The 19,636-nt window shown below is 65.8% G+C and carries 18 protein-coding genes; 14 read left to right on the top strand and 4 right to left on the bottom strand.

What is annotated here, in order from left to right:
• Position 1 precedes the first annotated feature (1 nt).
• Positions 2–538, top strand: coding sequence for a peptide deformylase (gene def, locus GJ700_RS23765; protein WP_154378600.1), 537 nt, complete (start codon positions 2–4; stop codon positions 536–538).
• Positions 539–552: 14 nt separating this feature from the next.
• Here def and recJ read toward each other — a convergent pair whose 3' ends face one another.
• Both recJ and GJ700_RS23755 read right to left on the bottom strand, forming a co-directional pair.
• Positions 553–2,247 (bottom strand): single-stranded-DNA-specific exonuclease RecJ, encoded by a 1,695-nt coding sequence (gene recJ, locus GJ700_RS23760; protein ID WP_154378598.1) that lies wholly within the window; start codon positions 2,245–2,247, stop codon positions 553–555.
• Entirely contained in the window at positions 2,244–3,197 is a 954-nt protein-coding gene (locus GJ700_RS23755) for a hypothetical protein (protein ID WP_229507207.1), read from the bottom strand. Before GJ700_RS23755 ends, recJ begins: the two co-directional genes overlap by 4 nt.
• Before the next feature lie 289 nt (positions 3,198–3,486).
• On the opposite strand from GJ700_RS23755, the gene GJ700_RS23750 reads away from it, so the two are divergent.
• The 7 genes from GJ700_RS23750 (at position 3,487) to dcd (ending at position 11,954) form a co-directional block, all read left to right on the top strand.
• Positions 3,487–4,749 (top strand): lipoprotein-releasing ABC transporter permease subunit, encoded by a 1,263-nt coding sequence (locus tag GJ700_RS23750; protein WP_229507218.1) that lies wholly within the window; start codon positions 3,487–3,489, stop codon positions 4,747–4,749.
• Positions 4,750–4,759: 10 nt separating this feature from the next.
• On the top strand, positions 4,760–6,025 hold the full coding sequence (locus tag GJ700_RS23745) for a lipoprotein-releasing ABC transporter permease subunit (protein WP_154378592.1): 1,266 nt from the start codon (positions 4,760–4,762) through the stop codon (positions 6,023–6,025).
• Positions 6,018–6,716, top strand: coding sequence for a lipoprotein-releasing ABC transporter ATP-binding protein LolD (gene lolD, locus GJ700_RS23740; RefSeq protein WP_154378590.1), 699 nt, complete (start codon positions 6,018–6,020; stop codon positions 6,714–6,716). The genes GJ700_RS23745 and lolD overlap by 8 nt, the downstream gene beginning before the upstream one ends.
• An 11-nt stretch (positions 6,717–6,727) precedes the next feature.
• On the top strand, positions 6,728–7,552 hold the full coding sequence (locus GJ700_RS23735; RefSeq protein ID WP_154378588.1) for a TatD family hydrolase: 825 nt from the start codon (positions 6,728–6,730) through the stop codon (positions 7,550–7,552).
• Positions 7,553–7,611: 59 nt separating this feature from the next.
• Positions 7,612–10,164 carry a DNA internalization-related competence protein ComEC/Rec2 gene (locus GJ700_RS23730; protein ID WP_154378586.1) on the top strand — a complete coding sequence of 851 codons (2,553 nt, stop codon included), beginning with the start codon at positions 7,612–7,614 and terminating at the stop codon, positions 10,162–10,164.
• A gap of 278 nt (positions 10,165–10,442) precedes the next feature.
• Positions 10,443–11,279, top strand: a complete 837-nt coding sequence (locus GJ700_RS23725) for an alpha/beta fold hydrolase (RefSeq protein ID WP_371868096.1) — start codon at positions 10,443–10,445, stop codon at positions 11,277–11,279.
• A 108-nt stretch (positions 11,280–11,387) separates the two neighbouring features.
• A complete protein-coding gene (gene dcd, locus GJ700_RS23720; RefSeq protein WP_154378584.1) occupies positions 11,388–11,954 on the top strand; it encodes a dCTP deaminase in 567 nt (188 codons plus the stop codon).
• A 54-nt stretch (positions 11,955–12,008) separates the two neighbouring features.
• On the opposite strand, the gene GJ700_RS23715 is transcribed toward dcd, so the two are convergent.
• Together GJ700_RS23715 and GJ700_RS23710 are read right to left on the bottom strand one after the other, a co-directional pair.
• Positions 12,009–13,664, bottom strand: coding sequence for a sensor histidine kinase (locus GJ700_RS23715; RefSeq protein WP_371868095.1), 1,656 nt, complete (start codon positions 13,662–13,664; stop codon positions 12,009–12,011).
• 2 nt (positions 13,665–13,666) lie between these two features.
• Positions 13,667–14,356: a response regulator transcription factor gene (locus tag GJ700_RS23710; RefSeq protein ID WP_195763996.1), complete on the bottom strand. Its 690-nt coding sequence runs from the start codon at positions 14,354–14,356 to the stop codon at positions 13,667–13,669.
• A gap of 194 nt (positions 14,357–14,550) precedes the next feature.
• Between GJ700_RS23710 and GJ700_RS23705 the strand changes: the two genes are divergently transcribed.
• The 6 genes from GJ700_RS23705 to GJ700_RS23680 all read left to right on the top strand — a co-directional run bounded on the left by GJ700_RS23705 (position 14,551) and on the right by GJ700_RS23680 (position 19,617).
• Positions 14,551–15,144 carry a Spy/CpxP family protein refolding chaperone gene (locus GJ700_RS23705; protein ID WP_154378578.1) on the top strand — a complete coding sequence of 198 codons (594 nt, stop codon included), beginning with the start codon at positions 14,551–14,553 and terminating at the stop codon, positions 15,142–15,144.
• A gap of 18 nt (positions 15,145–15,162) precedes the next feature.
• Positions 15,163–15,861 (top strand): hypothetical protein, encoded by a 699-nt coding sequence (locus GJ700_RS23700; RefSeq protein ID WP_154378575.1) that lies wholly within the window; start codon positions 15,163–15,165, stop codon positions 15,859–15,861.
• Between the two features lie 14 nt (positions 15,862–15,875).
• A complete protein-coding gene (locus GJ700_RS23695; protein ID WP_154378573.1) occupies positions 15,876–16,790 on the top strand; it encodes a dioxygenase family protein in 915 nt (304 codons plus the stop codon).
• Positions 16,791–16,912: 122 nt separating this feature from the next.
• The gene (locus GJ700_RS23690; RefSeq protein ID WP_154378571.1) at positions 16,913–17,488 is read left to right on the top strand and encodes a hypothetical protein; all 576 of its coding nucleotides are present in this window, start codon (positions 16,913–16,915) and stop codon (positions 17,486–17,488) included.
• A 71-nt stretch (positions 17,489–17,559) separates the two neighbouring features.
• A complete protein-coding gene (locus GJ700_RS23685) occupies positions 17,560–18,315 on the top strand; it encodes a hypothetical protein (protein ID WP_154378569.1) in 756 nt (251 codons plus the stop codon).
• Positions 18,316–18,321: 6 nt separating this feature from the next.
• Positions 18,322–19,617 (top strand): hypothetical protein, encoded by a 1,296-nt coding sequence (locus GJ700_RS23680; RefSeq protein WP_154378567.1) that lies wholly within the window; start codon positions 18,322–18,324, stop codon positions 19,615–19,617.
• Positions 19,618–19,636 lie beyond the last annotated feature (19 nt).

Below are 19,636 nucleotides of genomic sequence, written 5' to 3'. Positions count from 1 at the left end.
CATGACTGTCCGTGAAATCCTGAAAATGGGCGATCCACGCCTGCTGCGCGTGGCCGAACCCGTCAAACGGTTCGATACGCCTGAATTGCACGAGTTGATCGCGGACATGTTCGACACCATGCACGCCGCCAACGGCGCAGGCCTGGCCGCGCCGCAAATCGGCGTCAATTTGCAACTGGTGATTTACGGTTTTAAAAACAATCCCCGCTACCCGGACGCGCCGCAAGTGCCGGAAACCGTGTTGATCAATCCCGTGCTGACGCCGTTGTCCGACGCGCAGGAAGAAGCGTTCGAAGGTTGCCTGTCCGTCCCGGGCTTGCGCGGCAGCGTGCCACGGTATACGCGGCTGCACTACGAGGGTGTCGATCAGTACGGCAAGCCCATCGTGCGCGACGCCGAAGGATTCCATGCGCGCGTGGTGCAACATGAAGTCGACCACCTGAACGGCATCCTGTATCCGATGCGGATCAGGGACTTCACCAAGTTCGGCTTCACGTCGGTGATGTTCCCGGATCTCGATCCGAACGACGACGATTGACGTTCCCGCGGAGCTTACGCCGGCTCCGCATGCTCCACCAGCAACTGCACCCGCGTCACCCCGTTATATTCATTCGCATCCAGCCGGAACGCCACGCGCGCACGGTCGCCCAGCGCGTCCGTGTGGCCGAACCAGATCGCGTCGTAGCGTTTGCCGTTTTTCTCCAGCAGCAGTTTCAAATGGCGCTCTTTCAGGATGCGCTGGCTGATCACGCGGAATTCGTCGCAGAACACGGGCGGGGCGAAGCCCTGGCCCCAGACCTGGCCATCCATCAGCGCGATGAATTGCGTCGTATAGCAATCGTCGTCCAGCGGGCCGTCGGTTTCAATCACCCGTTCCAGCTGCGCTTCCGACAGCCAGTCGCGCCCCACGGCTTCAAACGCCGCGCAGAAGGAGTCGAACGCATCGGCGCGGATCGTCAGGCCCGCCGCCATCGCGTGGCCGCCGAACTTGTCGATCAGGCTGGGCGCTTTCTTTGACACCAGGTCCAGCGCGTCGCGCAAGTGGAAACCGGGGATCGAGCGGCCGGAACCTTTGAGCCAGCCGTCGCCGGCCGGCGCGAACGTGATGGTGGGGCGGTAAAACTTTTCTTTCAGGCGCGACGCCACGATGCCGATCACGCCCTGGTGCCACGACGCGTCGAACACGGCAATCGTCGAACTGTTGGCGGGCTCGAATTCGTCCAGGTGCAGCAGCGCCGTATCCTGCATCTCCGCTTCGATTTCACGGCGTTTCAGATTGATTTCATTGAGCTGCTGCGCCAAGGTCCATGCGCGGTCTTCGTCATCGGTCAGCAGGCATTCGATACCGAGCGACATGTCTTCCAGGCGGCCTGCCGCGTTCAGGCGCGGACCCACGGCGAAGCCCAGGTCAAACGGTGTGGCTGTGCGCGCCTGGCGTCCCGCCACGCGGAACAGGGCCGACACGCCCGGGTGCATGGCGCCGGCGCGCATGCGTTTCAAGCCTTGCGCCACCAGGATGCGGTTGTTGGCGTCCAGCTTCACCACGTCGGCCACGGTGCCCAGCGCCACCAGGTCCAGCAATTCGATCAGCTTGGGTTGCGTGGCGGCGTCGAATACGCCGCGCTTGCGCAACTCGGCGCGCAAGGCCAGCAGCACGTAGAACATGACGCCGACCCCGGCCAGGTGCTTGCTGGGGAAGCCGCAGGCCGGCTGGTTCGGATTGACGATCACGCGCGCGGGAGGCAGTGTATCGCCCGGCAAGTGGTGGTCCGTCACCACCACTTCGATGCCCCGCCGGTTCGCCTCCAGCACGCCATCCACGCTGGCAATGCCGTTGTCGACCGTGATGATGATGTCCGGCTGCTTTTCGCGCGCCGTCAATTCCACGATTTCAGGTGTCAGGCCATAACCGTATTCGAAACGGTTGGGGACGATGAAATCGACGTTGGCGCCCATCTGGCGCAAGCCGCGCAGCGCCACCACGCAGGCGGTGGCGCCATCGCAGTCATAGTCGGCCACGATGACCATGCGCTTTTTCGCGGCAATGGCGTCGGCCAGGAACACGGCGGCCGCATCGATGTGCAGCAAGCCGGATGGCGGCGTCAGCGCCGCCAGTTCGCTGGACAATTCCTTCGGATCGGTCAGTCCGCGCGCGGCGAACAGGCGCGCCAGCACGGGGTGGACGCCGCCCTGGCGCAGGACTTCGGATTCACGGAACGGACACGGACGGATAGCGATGCGGGTCATGCGGTCAAGCCTTGCAGGGAAGGGCTGCGCCAGAATTTACGCAGTGCGCCTTTGGTGATCGTGTAGGTAACGGTATGGGTGCGGCTGGTCAGCACCAGTTCCAGCGTTTTGAGGCGTCCACTCCGCAGCGCTTCCAGCAGCGGCGCAAACCATTGCTGTTCCAGCTGCTGCATGTACATCAGCCAGGACGACCAGTCGGCTTCCTTGCCGGCGGGCATCGCTTCGCCCAGCACGGCGATCGTGTCGTGCGGATGGGCCAATACCGTCGCCACCCCGGCGCCGCGCAGTGCCGGTGTGGCCAGGACGGACAGCCAGGGCAGGCATGCGGACTCCGCCAGGGCAGGGAGCGCTGGCGGCATGCTGTCCGAGCCCCCCCACATCCAGAACGAATTCACGGGAACCAGTCCGCGCAGTTCGCGCGCCGCGGTGACGGGATGCGCATGCCACAGCATCTGCACTTCGTTTTGCAGTTGACGGAACTCGCGCTTTGCGGGGCCGTCCGGCATCCAGTCAGCGAGATTTTCGCCGGTTGCCGCGTCCGGCGACGCGGTGCGCATGGTGCGCCAGTCATCCGCACGCATGAACCACGTGTTCGCATCGCCGTACAGCAGGGTCTTGCCGACTTCGTCGAAATACGGCTTGGCGGCGTCGAACAGGGCGCGTGCATCGGCGTCATCCAGATGCAACTTGCGCGGGTCGCCCAGCACCATGTGGGTGCGGGCCAACGCCAGGTGTACCGGGTGGACGATGAACCACCACCCCGCCGGCGGCGCGATGTCCAGCGCGCGCATGGCGGCATGGGCCAGCGGCGCATTGTCGCTGGTACTGCCGATGTTGATACGGTGCATCAGCCAGGCTTCGTGCGGCAACAGGCGCGTGTCCGGCTCGGTCCGGACCACCGTACTGGCGGCATGGCGGCCCAGCAGCCAGGACAAGGCTGGGGCTTGCAAGGCGCGCTGGAGGTCTGAGGCAAGTTCCGTGGGAACGAGGGCGAAGGGAACGACGGCAGTGAGCTGATTCATAACCCACCATTTTAACGCCGCGTCGTGACAATGTGTGAGAAGTGTGCAGCTGGCCGGGGCATAAAGCGTTCCATCGGTTATCTGTTTCACGCATGAAATGCTGCTAATGTGGCAAAATCCGGGCTTGCAATGTTTTTGACCGGGTCCCATGACTTCACCCAGCAGCACCGGCAGCTCCCACGCGGGTAGCGCGCCGCCATCGATCAAGCCCTCGAACATGCCGTACGAGTGGCTGGTCGGCTTGCGCTATACGCGTGCGGGCAAGCGCAGCGGCCGTAACAGCTTTATCTCATTTATCTCAGCCATTTCCATGGCCGGCATTGCGCTGGGCGTGGCCGCGCTGATCGTCGTGTTGTCCGTGTATAACGGCTTCCAGAAGGAAGTCACGGAACGCATGCTGTCGGTGCTGGCGCACATTGAAATGTATGACGTGCGGGGCGGCGGCATGAAGGACTGGCAGGCGGTGGCGCGCCAGGCTGCGCAGCACAAGGAAGTCAAGGCCGCCGCGCCGTTCGTGGAAACCCAGGCCATGCTGGTGCACGGCAGCGACAAGCTGCGGCCCGCCATCGTGCGCGGTATCCTGCCTGAATTCGAAGGCAAGGTGTCCGGGGTGACGCACCTGGTCAAACAGGGCAGCTTCGATGCGCTGCGCCCGGGCTCCTGGAACATCGTGCTGGGCGTGGAACTGGCCAAGGCGCTGGAAGTCACCGTGGGCGGCAAGGTCGCGATGGCGCTGGCGCAGAGCGGTACCAACCCTGCCAATGCGCTGAATGCGGCGCCTTCGATGCGCATCTTTACCGTGGCCGGCACGTTCGAGGCGGGCCACAATGAATTCGACGCGGGCCTGGCGTATATCGCGCTGGAAGACGGCGAACAGTTGCTGGGCTTTGACGGGCCGTTCGGCCTGCGCCTGCGCGTGGCCGACACGCAGCGTGCACCCATCGTGGCGGCGGAGCTGAAGCAGATGCTGGCCGGCGGCATGCTGGTGCGCGACTGGTCCAAATTAAACGCCAACTGGTTCGCCGCCGTGCATACGCAAAAGAACATGATGTTCATTATCCTGACCCTGATTATCGCCGTGGCGGCCTTCAACCTGGTGGCGACTTTGGTGATGACGGTGACGGACAAGCAAGCCGATATCGCCATCCTGCGCACGCTGGGCGCGTCGCCCGCATCCGTCATGAAGATCTTCATGGTGCAGGGCGCGCTGGTGGGCGTGCTGGGCACGGCAATGGGCGTGGCCGGCGGCGTGCTGCTGGCGCTGAACGTCGACGTCATCGTGCCGGCGATCGAACGCTTGCTGGGCATGAAATTCCTGTCCAAGGATATTTATTTCATCAGCGCCGTGCCGTCCGACTTGCGCTGGGGCGACGTCGGCATGATTGCCGCCACGGCTGTCGGGCTGGCGTTTTTTGCCACGCTGTACCCCAGCTGGCGCGCGGCCAAAGTGAAGCCGGCCGAAGCGCTGCGCTATGAATAAGGGAGCCCCGATGATCTTCAAGAGCCTCCCTTACGAATGGCTGGTCGGCCTGCGCTATACGCGCGCCGGGCGGCGCAGCGGCCGCAATGGCTTTATCTCGTTTATTTCGTTTATCTCACTGGCCGGCATCGCGCTGGGCGTGGCGGCGCTGATCATTGTGCTGTCGGTGATGAACGGCTTCCAGAAGGAAGTCACGGACCGCATGCTGTCGGTACTGGCGCACGTGGAAGTGTTCGAGCCGGAAGGCGCCATGCCGGACTGGCGCGCCGCCGCGCAGCAAGCGTTCAAGCACCCGGAAGTGCGGGGCGCGGCGCCGTTCGTGGAAACCCAGGCCATGCTGCAGCACGGCGCGGAAGCGCTGCGGCCCGCCGTGGTGCGCGGCGTGCTGCCGGAAGAAGAACCGAAGGTGTCCGACGTGGCGGGCCGCACGCGCTACGGCAGCTTTGAAGCCTTGCAGCCGGGCGAGTTCCGCATCGTGCTGGGCATCGACCTGGCGCGCGCGCTGCAAGTCAATATCGGCGACAAGGTCACGATGATGCTGGCGCAAGGCACGGTGACGCCTGCCGGCGTGGTGCCGCGCATGCGCGCGTTCACGGTGGCGGGCGTGTTCCAGGCGGGCCACCAGGAATTCGACGCCGGCATGGCGTTCATCCATATCGAGGATGCGCAGCGCATGCTGCGCCTGTCCGGCCCGGCGGGGCTGCGCCTGAAACTGGCGGACATGCACCGTGCGCCCGAAGTGGCCGAGGAATTGAAGAAAACCATGGGCGGACAGTTGCAAGTGCGCGACTGGTCCAAATTGAATGCCAACTGGTTTGCCGCCGTGCAGACGGAAAAGCGCATGATGTTCATCATCCTGGCGCTGATCGTGGCGGTGGCCGCGTTCAACTTGGTGTCGACCTTGGTGATGACGGTGACGGACAAGCAGGCCGACATCGCCATCCTGCGCACGCTGGGCGCGTCACCCGCGTCGATCATGAAAATCTTCATGATCCAGGGCGGTATTGCCGGCGTGATGGGCGCGGCGGCCGGCGTGATCGGCGGCGTGCTGGTGGCGCAAAACATCGACGTCATCGTGCCGTTCATCGAACACGTCCTGGGCATCCAATTCCTGTCGAGAGATATTTATTACATCAGCACCGTTCCGTCGGACATGCGCTGGCCGGACGTGATCCGGATCGGCGTCGTGTCCGTGATCCTGGCCTTCGCGGCCACGATTTACCCCAGCTGGTGGGCGGCCCGTGTGAAACCTGCGGAGGCATTGCGCTATGAATGACATCAACAATGGCGCCGCTGTACTGTCGTGCCGCGGATTGGGCAAGACGTTTACGCAGGGCGCGTATTCCGTTCCCGTGTTGCGCGGTATCGATCTCGACGTGCGGCGCGGCGAGCGGGTCGCCATCGTCGGCGCGTCCGGTTCCGGCAAGTCCACCTTGCTGCACCTGCTGGGCGGGCTCGATACGCCCAGCACCGGCATGGTGTCCTTGCTGGGACGGGATTTCGCCAGCCTGGGCGAAGCGGCGCGGGGCGACTTGCGCAACGCATCGCTGGGCTTCGTCTACCAGTTCCACCATTTGCTGCCGGAATTCTCGGCGCTGGACAACGTCGCCATGCCGCTGATGATCCGCCGCATGAAGCGCTCGCTTGCCCATGAGCAGGCGCAACAAATTCTCGCCCGCGTGAACCTGGCCAAGCGCGTGACGCACGTGCCGGGCGAATTGTCCGGCGGCGAACGGCAGCGCGTGGCGCTGGCGCGGGCGCTGGTGACGCAGCCGGCCTGCGTGCTGGCCGACGAACCCACCGGCAACCTGGATCACCACACGGCGGAGCAGGTGTTCGACCTGATGCTGGAATTGTCGCGCACGCTGGGCACGGCATTTGTCATCGTCACACACGATGCGGAACTGGCGCGCCGCTGCGACCGCGTGCTGCGCCTGACGGACCAGGGATTGCAGCAGGAATCCTGAGGAGTGTGATCATGTGGATCGATACCCATTGCCACCTGGACGCCCACGAATTCGGCGCGCGCACGCTGGACATCGCGGACGATGCGGACAGGCAGGGCGTCGGCATGATCGTGATTCCCGCCATCGACCGGGGCAACCTGGACACGGTGGCGCAGCTGGCCGCGCAGCGTGGCAACACGTGTTATGCGCTGGGCATCCACCCGATTTGCGTGCCGAACGCCACGGAAGATGACCTGGCCGTGCTGCGCGCGCGCGTGGAAGCGGCCATGGGCGATCCGCGCTTCATCGGCGTTGGCGAAGTGGGGCTGGATTTCTTCATCCCGCTGCTCAACGAGCCCGTCATGCGCGACAAGCAGATTGCGTTTTTCCGCGAACAGTTGCGCATCGCGCGCGACTTCGGCTTGCCGGTGCTGACGCACGTGCGCAAGTCGCAGGACCAGGTGTTGAAACACGTGCGGCAAATCACGCCGAACGGCGGTATCGCCCATGCGTTCAACGGCAGCTTCCAGCAGGCGCAGGGTTATATCGACGTCGGCTTCAAGCTGGGCTTCGGCGGCAACCTGACCTTTACGCGGGCGTTGCAGATCCGGCGGCTGGCCACCGACTTGCCATTGTCCGCCATCGTCATGGAAACCGATGCGCCGGACATCGCGCCGGCGTGGATACATCCGGGTGTCAACACGCCGGACCAGGTGCCGCGCATCGGCGAGGTATTGGCGCAGTTGCGGGGGATACCGGTGGAAGAGGTGAGGGATGTGACGGCGGCCAATGCCAGGGCGATCTTGCCGAGGATGGCGACGTTGCTGGACGGACCAGACGCAACGGGCGTGCCTTAAGTCAAACAGCCGGGCAGTCCCGTTGCGCACAATAGGGGTTTCGCTTCCCGGAGGCCGCCATGTCCCGCTGCGCGTTGCTCGGCTTTGTCGGTGGCGCCGCGTGCTTGCAGCAACAGGCGGCATTGCCTTTGCATCCGGCGTGGTCACTGGCCGGCACGCTGGTGTCGGCGGTGCTGCTGGTCCATGTGCTGTGCCACTGGCGGTATGGACGGGCTGCGAGGCCGGCATTGGCGGCCGCCACGGGATTTGCCGCCGGCTTTTACTGGGCCGCACTGTTGGCGCAAGCCGCCCTGGGTCCCGCACTTCCCGTCAATGCGGAAGGCCGCGATATCACGCTGACAGGCGTTGTCGACAGCTTGCCCGGCCGCTCGAGCCAGGGCCTGCGATTCAACCTGGCGGTGGAGCAGGTCCACGATGCCGTCATCCGCGTGCCACCGCGCATCTCCGTGTCATGGTTTGCCGATAGCCGTATGGATACCACTGCCGTGCCGGATATCCGTCCCGGCCAGCGCTGGCAATTGACGGTACGGCTGCAACGTCCGCACGGCAATGCCAACCCGTATGGTTTCGACTACGAATTGTGGCTGCTGGAACAGGGCGTTCGTGCCACCGGCTACGTGCGGCAGCAGGCGTCGAATCGCAAGCTGGCCGGCTTCGTGCCGGGCTTTGGCAATGCGGTGGAACGGGGGCGGGCGGCGCTGCGGGACCGGATAGCGCGCGCGCTGCCAGGCAAGGAATACGCCGGCGTCATCGTGGCGCTGGTCATCGGCGATCAGCGCGCCATCAGCCAGTCCGACTGGGACGTCTTCAACCGCACCGGCATCTCCCACCTGGTCAGCATCTCCGGGCTCCACATCACGATGCTGGCGGGACTGGTGGCATGGGCCGCCGCCGCGCTGTGGCGCCGGTCGTTTTTCACCGGTGCGCAATTGCCGTTGCTGCTGCCGGCGCAAAAGGTGGCCGCCTTGGCGGGCTTGCTGACGGCGTTTGCCTATGTGCTGCTGGCGGGGTTTGGCGTGCCCGCGCAGCGTACCTTGTACATGCTGGCCGTGGTTGCCGTGGCGCTGTGGCTGGACCGGCTGGCCGGCATCACGCACGTGCTGTGCCTGGCCGCGTTCGTCACGGTATTGCTGGATCCGTGGGCCGTGATGTGGCCGGGGTTCTGGCTGTCCTTTGGCGCGGTGGCGGCGATCCTGTATGCGACGGCGGGGCGTCCCGGCAGCGCCGGCGGAATGGCCGTGGTGGGTGAGTTAAATATGCAATTAACGAACAGTCGCGGGATGACAGCCACCCCGGCCACCAGCGCCGGCGGCAGGGCGCATGCCGCTGCCGGCGGAATTGGCGAAGGCGGCGGCGTAGCGGGGTGGCTTGGGCTTTCCCGGGTGTGGCTGGCCAATACCGTTGCCGGCCTGCGCATGGCCGCCCACGTGCAATTTGCCGTGACGGTGGGGCTGGTTCCGCTGACCATGCTGCTGTTTGCCCAGTTTTCGCTGGCCAGCCCCATCGCCAACGCCATCGCGATCCCCGTCATCAGCTTGTTCGTCACGCCGCTGGCGCTGGCAGGCAGTCTGCTGCCGCCGGCGTTGGGGGCGCCGCTGCTGCAGCTGGCGCATGGCGCCGTGTGGCTGCTGGCGCAGGCATTGCAGTGGATCAGCGCATGGCCCCATGCGGTGTGGCCGGCGCCCACGCCGCCCGCGTGGGCGTTTATCTGGGCGTTGCTGGGCGCCGCGTGGATGCTGGCGCCGCGCGGCTGGCCCGTGCGCTGGCTGGGGCTCGTGACGTGGCTGCCGCTGTTGCTGGCGCAGCCGGATCATCCGGTGAGCGGACAATTGCGCGTCATCGCGTTCGACGTGGGGCAGGGCATGGCGTTGCTGGTGGAAACCGCCGGGCACCGGCTGCTGTATGACACCGGGCCGTCGTACGCCGCGGAGTCGAACGGCGGTAACCGTGTCATCCTGCCGTATCTGAAAGCACGCGGCATCCGCAAGCTCGATGGCGTGATTGTCAGCCATAGCGATACCGATCATGCCGGCGGCGCGCTGGCGGTCTTGCAGGGAAGCGACGTCGCCTGGCTGGCATCGTCGCTGCATCCGCACCATCCGCTGGCGCAGGTAGCGCGACGGCACATGCATTGCATGGCCGGGCAGGCATGGCGCTGGGATGGCGTGGATTTCGCGTTCCTGCATCCGGCGCCGGACAGCTATGGCGATCCCGGTCTGAAACCCAATGCGCGCAGCTGTGTGCTGAAAATCAGCGCCGGCGGCCAATCCATCCTGCTGGCGGGCGATATCGAAGCGGCGCAGGAAGCGCAATTACTGGCCGGTGCGCCGGACCGGCTGCATGCGGACGTGCTGCTGGCGCCGCACCATGGCAGCGGCACGTCGTCGACGCAAGCTTTCCTGCGCGCCGTGGCGCCATCGGTGGCGCTGTTCCAGGTCGGCAACCGCAACCGCTACCACCATCCGCAGCCGCAAGTGTGGGCCCGCTATGGCGCGCTGGGTATCCGGTCGTTGCGGACCGATGAAACCGGGGCCATTACGCTGTCGTTGGGCGACGGCGTGGCGGTGCAAGCGTACCGCAGCGACCATGCGCGGTATTGGTACCGGCAATGACTTGCCAAATTGGCATATGCCCTTATCTATGGGCCCTGTCTGTACGATAAGGATCGCCATGCTGTTTCCCCGCCACCCGAAACCCGTCGTGCCGCCAAAAGCCGTGGCCACCCAGGTTGTCCAGCAGCGCCGGCAAGACAAGGCCGTCAATCAGCACGTCCTCATTGTTGAGAAACCAGCGGCGCCCGCGCCACCGCAGCCAGCCAAAGATTAGAGCAAGCGTTCTACTTATTAATGACGCAGCCTCTTTACAATGCCCTTGAAGGAGGCCGCACGCCGTGAAAAAACCACAAATCCATTTTGCCCATGCCAACAGCTATCCTGCCGGCACCTACCGCAAGCTGTTCGACTTGCTGGGCGAGCATTACAGCATCGGCGCACTCGACATGCATGCGCACAATCCCGCCTATCCCGTGCGCACGGGCTGGCCGCACCTGGTGCGCGAACTGGCGGACGAGCTGGAAAAACGCTACACGGAACCGGTCATTCTGCTGGGCCATTCGCTGGGCGGCATGCTCAGCGTGATGACGGCGGCCAAGCGTCCCGACCTGGTGCGCTGTGTGGTGATGCTCGATTCGCCCGTGGTGGCGGGCTGGCGTGCGATGGTGTTGCGCATGATGCGCAAGACGCCGATTGCGGACAAATTTTCGCCGGCGCGTTTTTCCGCGCGGCGCCGCAACGTGTGGCCCGATGCCGAGGCGGCGTACCAGCATTTCGCATCGAAAGATTTATTTGCCGCGTGGGCGCCCGGCGTGCTGCGCGATTATATCGATTCGGGACTGAAACCCCATCCGGACGGTGTGCAACTGCGTTTTACGCGGGAAAACGAGACGGCGGTCTATCGCAGCCTGCCACACCATGTCGGCAAGCTGGTGGGCGGCGGCTTGCAGGTCCCGGCCGGGTTTATCGGCGGCACCGAGTCGGAGGAAAACCGCATGGCGGGGCTGGAAGCGACGCACCGGCTGGTCGGCAAGCATATCCGCATGTTGCCGGGCGGCCACCTGTTCCCGATGGAGTCGCCGGAACTGACGGCGCAAACCATACACGAAATGATCACGGAATTGCTGGAAACCACGGGCAACCGCGACGCTTACCATCGCCGCCGCCGGGCTTGAAAATCGCCGGCAAATTGCAAAATTGTTCTTGAAGGCAGGGCTTTCTTGTAAAATCCCGGGTGTTCGGGCCCTGGCGCCTGCCTGCAATCTTGAAAGAATGGTTTTGCGATGACGATTAAGAGCGATAAATGGATACGCCGCATGGCGGAGCAGCACGGCATGATCGAGCCGTTCGAACCGGGCCAGGTGCGCGCCCAGGATGGCCGCAAAGTGATTTCGTACGGTACGTCGTCCTATGGTTACGACATCCGTTGCGCCGACGAATTCAAGGTGTTTACCAACATCAACAGCACCATCGTCGACCCGAAAAACTTCGATTCCAATTCGTTTGTCGACATCAAAAGCGATGTCTGCATCATCCCGCCGAACTCGTTCGCTCTGGCCCGCACCATCGAATACTTCCGCATCCCGCGCAATGTGCTGACGGTGTGCCTGGGTAAATCGACCTACGCGCGTTGCGGCATCATCGTCAACGTGACGCCGTTCGAGCCGGAATGGGAAGGTTACGTGACCCTGGAATTTTCCAACACCACGCCGCTGCCGGCGAAAATCTACGCGGGCGAAGGCTGCGCGCAAGTGCTGTTCTTTGAAAGCGACGAGATCTGCGAAACGTCGTACAAGGACCGCAACGGCAAGTACCAGGGCCAGCATGGCGTGACGCTGCCGAAGGCATAACGCCACATCCGCAATCGAACGGCGCGCCTGGCAACAGAGCGCGCCGTTGTCGTTTCAGGCGATCGGCAACGTGATTTGCACGCACAGGCCGCCGCCGTCGCGGTTGGCGGCCGTCAGGGCGCCACCATGCGTGTGCACCACTTGCTGGGCGATGGCCAGGCCCAGGCCATGGCCTTCGACGTCCTTCGGCGTGTCCGTGCTGCGGAAGAAGGGCTGGAAGATGGTGGCCAGATCCTGCTCGGCGACGCCCGGCCCCCGGTCCAGCACGCGGATCGCCAGGCGCTGTTTCGCCTCGTCCACCTCCAGTTCCACCCGCACCGTGCCGCCCGCCGGGCTGTGCTTGATGGCGTTGCGCACGATGTTTTCAATGGCGCGTGCCAGCAAGTCTGCCTGGCCCAGTACGGCAACGTCCGCGTCGCCCCGCAACTCGATGGCGCGGTCGGTCGACGCTGCCTCGAATTCCGCATCCGCGACGATTTCATCGAGCAGTTCCGCCATATTGACGGGTTCCTTCGGCGCCGTGACGGAACCGGACTCCAGCCGCGCCAGCGTCAGCAATTCCCCCACCAGCTTATCCATGCGTACGCTTTCCCGTTCGATGCGCTCCATCGTGGCGTGGGCCTTGTCCGGCTGCTGGTGCGCCAGGCCGATGGCCGCTTGCAGCCGCGCCAGCGGCGAACGCAATTCATGTGACACGTCGTGCATCAGGCGCGTCTGGCCATCGATCAGGCTGCGAAGGCGCGCCGTCATGCGGTCGAAATCGCGCCCCAGGTCGGTCAGCTCATCGCCCCGCTTGCCGGCCGTGTGGGCGAAGCGGGGTTGCAGGTCGCCTTGGGACGCCGCTTCGAACGCTTGGCGCAGTGAACGGATCGGGCGCGCGAAATACCACGCCAGCAACGCCGCAAACAGCAGGCTGGCAATGACCGCGGCGGCAATCGGGATGAAGGGCGTCAGCGGCTGGAAGCGTTGCGGGCCGCCGGGGCCACCGGGACCGCCAGGTCCACCGAGTCCGTCCGGTCCTCCGGGTCCGCCAGGTCCTCCATGGCCACCAGGGCCTCCGGGACCACCAGGACCACCAGGGCCACCGCGTGGTCCATAGCCGCCGCCGGGGCCATTGCCGTTATTGAAATCATCCCGCGCGCCACGGTATCCTCCGTGGCCTCCACCCATGTCGCCGGGCCCGCGCCCGCGCGGCCCGTCCGGCGGCGTGCCGTGCTCGCCGAACGACGCCGATGCGGCAGCGGTGAGGCCAGCCAGGCCCGCCCCCGAGAATATCTGGGGTGTGCCCGGACCCATGGGACCGGGAGGTTCGGGCTGCGGCAGGAACAGCAAGTACTGGTGGCCGTCGGCCGCCTTGACTTCCCGCACCACGCGCTGGCGGTCGCCCTGTTTCAGCACTTCGCGCGCCGCCAGCACGGCGCCGGGCTTGACGATCCGGCCCAGCAATTCATGGCCCTTTTCATCGACCGCGTGCACGCGGTGCCGGTCCATATTTTCCAGCAAGCTTTGCATGGCCTTGACGCCGCCGAATTCCAGGGTTGCGGCAGCCGACGCTATCGCGTCTTCCGCGCGCGGACCCGTATCGATCTCATAGCGCCGCGGCGGACTCGCGTCACGGTTCTTCAGCCACACGGCGCCGCCGATGGCCACCGTGGCCGCCAACTGCGCCAGCAGGATGGAAAGGAAGAACTTCCAGAACAGGCGGCCCACGGTCAATCCTTGATCAGCTGATATCCGAGCCGGTAGACGGTTTGCAGGCAGGAGCGGCCATCGGCAATGGTGCCCAGTTTATGGCGCAGGCTGCTGAGATGGACGTCAATGTTGCGGTCGAAGCGGGCCATCGGCCGGCCCAGCCCCTGTTCGGACAGGATATTCTTGCTGACGGGTTTGCCGGCGTTACGGGCCAGCACTTCCAGCAAATTGAATTCCGTGCTGGTCAGTTCGATAGTGTTGCCGGCCCAGGTGGCGCGGCGCTGTTCCGGCCACATCGTCAACTGGCCCACCACCAACGGCGCCATGCTGGCCGTATCGGCAGGCGCCGCCAGCGTACGGCGCAGGATGGCACGGATGCGCGCCGTCAGTTCGCGTGGCGTGCACGGTTTTGCCACGTAATCGTCGGCGCCCAGTTCCAGGCCGACGATGCGGTCGGTGTCGTCGCCCCGCGCCGTCAGCATCAGGACCGGGATATTGCTGTGCGCGCGGATGCGGCGCAGCGTCTCCAGTCCATTCATGCGCGGCATCATCACGTCCAGAACGGCAATCGCATACAGGCCGGACAGCGCGGCCGCGGCGCCCGCTTCGCCGTCGTGCGCCGTCTTGACGTCAAACCCTTCCTGCTCGAGGTATTCCTGGAACATCCCCGTCAGTTCGACATCATCGTCGATCAATAAAACCTTGCTCATCATGCAGCTTATGTTGGATTTCGATGATTCATCATAACCGACAAGCATGGAGCGATTGTGTGCATTTACCCGCTTTTACACCGCCGCGTGACGCGGTCTTTACATGGTTTTACGTTGCGCTTACCGCGCTTTACATTGTCCCGCCAGACAATGGCTGCACCGATCAAACAACGATCAACCACCGAGGAGCCGCGATGAAAACCAAACAAAATCAAATCGTACAAAGAATCGTCCTGGCCGCTGCGCTGGCGCTGCCGTTCGGCGTCGCCACGGCCGATGACGTCGCCGCAATGCCGGCGCCGGAAGGCCGTATGGGTCCCGGCCCGGGCCACTTCGGCCCCGGCATGCAAGGCGGCCCGGGCATGCCTGGCCGTGGACCGCACGCCGGCGGCGAAGGCGCGCCGGAGGGACACGGACCGCAAGGCCGCCAGGGCGGTCCCGGCGGTCCCCGTCCCATGGGCCCGCCACCGTTCCTGCACGGCCTGAACTTGACGGAAGCCCAGCAAGACAAAGTCTTCACCATCCTGCACGGCCAGGCGCCATACATGCGTGAGCAGGACAAGGCGCTGCGCAAGGCGCATGAGGCGCTGCATGCGCTGGCCTCCAGCGCACAGTATGACGATGCCAGGGCCGCGTCGCTGTCGCAGGCGGCGGCGCAAGCCATGACGAACCTGGAACTGGCCCGGGTGCGCACGGACCAGAAACTGCTGGCGGTGTTGACGGCGGAGCAGCGCAAGCAAGTCGAACAGCGCATGGCCGCGATGCCGCAGCACGGCCCACGCCTGTAAGCGGAATCAGGAGAACCCATGAACATTGCGTCCGTTACTTCTTCGAGCGCGGCCAGCCAGGCCAGTTCGGTATCGCAGGTGCAACAGAACTCCGGCGCGGGCGGCGCCGGTCCCGCCCATCGTCCGCCGCCACCGCCCGACGGGGGCGCCTTGCTGGGCGCCGTGGCGGATGCGCTGCAATCCATCGGTGTGACTGCCACCGGTGCGGCGGACGATGGCTCGGCCACGGCCAGCACGGATGGCGCCGGCACCAATACGCAAGGCAACGCGGCACAGGCGCTGAGCAGCTTCCTGCATGAACTGATGGGTGCATTGCACCAGCAGGGGGCCGGCGGGCAGGGAGGGCAGCCGCCGGATGGCCAGGCCTACGGGCCGCCCGGTGGCGGATCCGGCGGGCCGGGTGGCCCCGGCGGTCCCGGGGGCGGTCCTGGCCGGCTGGCGGCGGATTTGCAAAGCCTGATTTCCAAGCTGGGGAGTTCATCCACGGACGGTTCGGAAAGTACCGGCGGCACCGGCAGCACGGAAGGTACGGACAGCACCGCCAGCGCCACGGACAGCGCGTCCACCACGCTGGAAAGCGCCTTTGAAAACCTGCTGCAGGCGCTGGGCTCGGATACCTCCGGCGCGGGCGGCAAACTGGCCAGCTTCCTGCAAACGCTGGCGGACAAATTGCCGGGTGCAGGCAGCAGCGGCAACCTCATCAACACTTCGGTATAAGTAAAGGAAACACCATGCATTCCCATGACCACGGCCTGCAGGCTGATCTCGACCAAATGCTCAAGCTGTCCATTGGCCGCCGCAAATCCATGCTGTGGCTCATGGCAGGTTCGGCGGCGGCATTGCCGGTGCTGGGCTGCGGCGGAGGCGGCAGCGACGCCGCTTCCACCAGCAGCACCGGCAGCACCGGCACCACCAGCACGACCAGCACGACCAGCACGACCACAGGGTCGAGCACGACCGGCACCACCACCGGCACCACCACCACCACCACCACCGGCACCTGCAGCGTGATTCCCGAAGAAACGGGCGGCCCGTACCCGGGTGACGGCACCAACAGCAACAGCAGCGGCGTCGTCAACGTGCTGACCATGAGCGGCGTGGTGCGCAAGGATATCCGCAGCAGTTTCAATGGTCCGACCGGCACGGCGGCCGGTGTCCCGCTGACCATCAAGCTGAAAATCCTCAACGCGAATAACGCATGCGGCAACGCGGCCAATTTCGCCGTCTACCTGTGGCATTGCGACCGCGAAGGCCGCTATTCGCTGTATTCGTCCGGCGTGACGGACCAGAATTACCTGCGCGGCGTGCAGGAAGCGGACGCCAATGGCGAGCTCACGTTCACGACCATCTTCCCCGGTTGCTACGACGGCCGCATGCCGCACGTGCACTTCGAAGTGTATGCCACGCTGGCCAAGGCGGCGAGTGCGTCGAACCGCATCAAGACGTCGCAATTCACGTTCCCGATGGCAACCCTGAACGAAGTCTATGCGACCAGCGGCTACAGCACCAGCGTCAGCAACCTGGCCCGCATCAGCTATACGACCGACAATATCTTCAGCGACGGCTATTCGCTGCAACTGGCGTCGATGTCGGGCAATGCCACCGATGGCTATGTCGCCACGCTGACCCTGGCTGTCGTGGCCTGATCCTTTCCTGCCGCGGCGAAGGTCCCTTCGCCGCAAAGCATCCCATCCGGCGGCGACCGCGAAGCAAGGTTCGCCGTCCGCTCCCCATTTCCCCACGCACTCCCGCCGCGCCGGCTCCTGGCATGGCGCTTGCACCAGTCCAGGCATGGGCGCCGCCGCGCGCCGTTTCCGGAGATGCCGCCATGAACGTCAACCAGCGCTTGCTCAGTTACCGGCCCGATCCCGCATGGAGCGTGTATACGCCCAGCGGCAGGGAAGCCGATGAGGAATTGGCCGACGGTGCGGCGCTGCTGGAGGCTGCCGCCACCGGCCGCTTGCCCGCCTTCAGCGCCGCACTGGTGGCGCAAGGCCATCCGTCCGGCGGCGCCGTGCTGCGCACCCCGGCCGGCCGTCTGCTCAGCCGTACGCTGGCGGGCCTGGCGCGGCAACTGTGGCCGTCCGGCACGGCGGACGTGAAACGCAAGGCCATTGCGTTGTTCGGGCTGGAGCTGGAAGGGCTTAGCCCGGAAGACAAGCAATTCGAATATGCGCGCCAACTGTCCCGCTTCATGCGCGGCGCGGCGCAGGAACTGGCGGCCGGCGGCGATGCGCAGGACGCGCCGCGGCGGGTACAGGCGGCGCTGGCCCAGGCGGCGCGGCGCCACGCCCCCGGTTTGCTGCACCATGCCGGGCGGGCCGCCGCGCCACCCGGTTCGTAGCACCAGTGATTGTTGGTCCGGGCGGCGTGTCCGTTCCGGCGTTTGTCGTATCACCCTCACCGGAGACTATCATGCATGACATCGATCGCACGACCCTGGAGTTCGGCCAGGAAATGGGTTACGAAGGCGAACAGTTCGAGTTCGGCCAGGGAGAATGGGGCGGCGAAACGGGCCTGCTGTCCGAAGCCGAGGAAATGGAACTGGCCAACGAACTGCTGTCCGTGACCAATGAAGCGGAACTGGAACAATTCCTCGGCGGCTTCCTGAAAAAGGCCGCGAACTTTGCGGGCAATGTCATCCGTTCGCCGGTGGGACAGGCGGTGGGAGGTGTGCTGAAAGGCGTGGCGAAAAAAGCGCTGCCGCTGGCCGGCGGCGCCATTGGCGGCTACTTCGGCGGCCCGCTGGGCGCCAAGATCGGCAGCGGCCTGGCATCGGCTGCCGGCGGCGCGCTGGGCCTGGAAGCGGAAGGTGAAATGTCGGGCGAAGACCGCGAATTCGAAGGCGCCCGTACCTTCGTCCGGCTGGCTGCCGATACCGTGAAAGGCGCGTCGCAGGCCCGCGGCGGCGATCCGCGCGCCGTTGCCCAGCAGGCCGCCACGGCCGCCGCGCGCAAGCATGCGCCTGGCTTGCTGACCAAGGGCGGCGGTCAATGCGGCGCGCCGTCCCGGGGCGGTATGGGGCGCGGCGGCATGGGGGCGAGCGGTGGCATGGGGGCGGGCGGCGCCGGTGGCATGGCGGGTGGCATTGGCGGCGGCAATGGCGGCAACGGCGGCAGCTCGGGGCGCTGGACGCGCCAGGGCCGCACCATCGTCCTGTACGGCGCGTGATCCATCATGGCCATCAGTCCTTACGCCGCCTGGATGCTGGCGCAGGAAGCCCGCTCGATGCTGGCGCGCCTGTCCCGCGTGCGGCCCTTTGCGCTGATCGAGCCCATGGTGCCCGCCGCCGCGCTGTCGCCGGCGTCGCAGGCGGCCATCGAGGCCCACCTGGCGCAGGGCCGGCGCGAACTGCGGCGGCTGGTCGATGGCTATCTGGCGTGGCTGCGCGGTCCGGCGGGCCGCAACAGCAGCGCGGCCGAAGCCCAGCGGCGCTTCACCGTGTTGCGGCTGAAATTCAACGCGGCGCTGGCGCAGTTCGACCTGTTCAACGACGTCATCACGCAGCGCAGCGAACATGAAAACGGCGTGTGGCTGTCCGGGCTGGACGTGGTGTCGGACGATGCCTTGCGCCTGCCGGGCAAGCCTTACACCGCGCCGCCCGTGATCTGCTACCTGGACCGGGGCCCGGGTGCGGCGATACGGCGCGCCCGCACGCGCCTGCCGGGTGGCGGCGACAACCCCGTCGCCATCATCCGCGTGCCGCGCGAGCGCATGGTGGGCAGCGGCATCGCGTCGTCGCTGGTGCATGAAGTGGGGCACCAGGGCGCGGCGCTGCTCGATCTGGTCAATTCGCTGCGGCCCGTGTTGCAGGGCATGCAGCGGGGCGCCAGCGGTCCGCCCCGGGTGTGGCGGCTGTGGGAGCGCTGGATTTCCGAAATCGTCGCGGATTTCTGGTCGCTGGCGCGGGTCGGCGTGGTGGCGACGCTGGGGCTGATGGGCGTGGTCAGCCTGCCGCGCGTGTTCGTGTTCCGGCTCGACACGGAAGATCCGCACCCGATGCCTTGGCTGCGCGTCAAGCTCAGCTGCGCGATGGGGCAGTTGCTGTACCCGCATCCGCAATGGCGGCGGCTGGCGGAACTGTGGGAATCGTATTACCCGCTGACCGGCCTGCCGCCCGCGCTGCGGCGCCTGATGCGGCAACTGCAGGACAGCATGCCGGCGCTGGCCAGGCTGCTGGCGCGGCACCGGCCCGCCGCGCTGCGGGGGCGGGCACTGGGGCTGGCGCTGGGTGTACAGCAGCGCCAGCCGCGCCGCCTCGCGCTGCTGTTTTCACTGTGGCGGCGCGCGCCGCAGCGGCTGTACGACGCGCCGCCGTCGCTGGCGTTCGCCGTCATCGGGCAGGCGCGGGCCGACGGCCGCCTCGACCCGGAAGAAGAAAGCGCGCTGCTGGCGCGGCTGCTCACACATTGGGCATTACGCAGCACGCTGGACACAGGGCGGCGTTCCGCCGTCTGTGCCGTGGGTTCCTAGCAATCGACCAAGGAGAGTG

This window comes from Pseudoduganella rivuli (genome assembly GCF_009674485.1).
Lineage (GTDB): Bacteria > Pseudomonadota > Gammaproteobacteria > Burkholderiales > Burkholderiaceae_D > Rugamonas > Rugamonas rivuli_B.
This window is presented reverse-complemented; position numbering and strand designations above follow the sequence as displayed.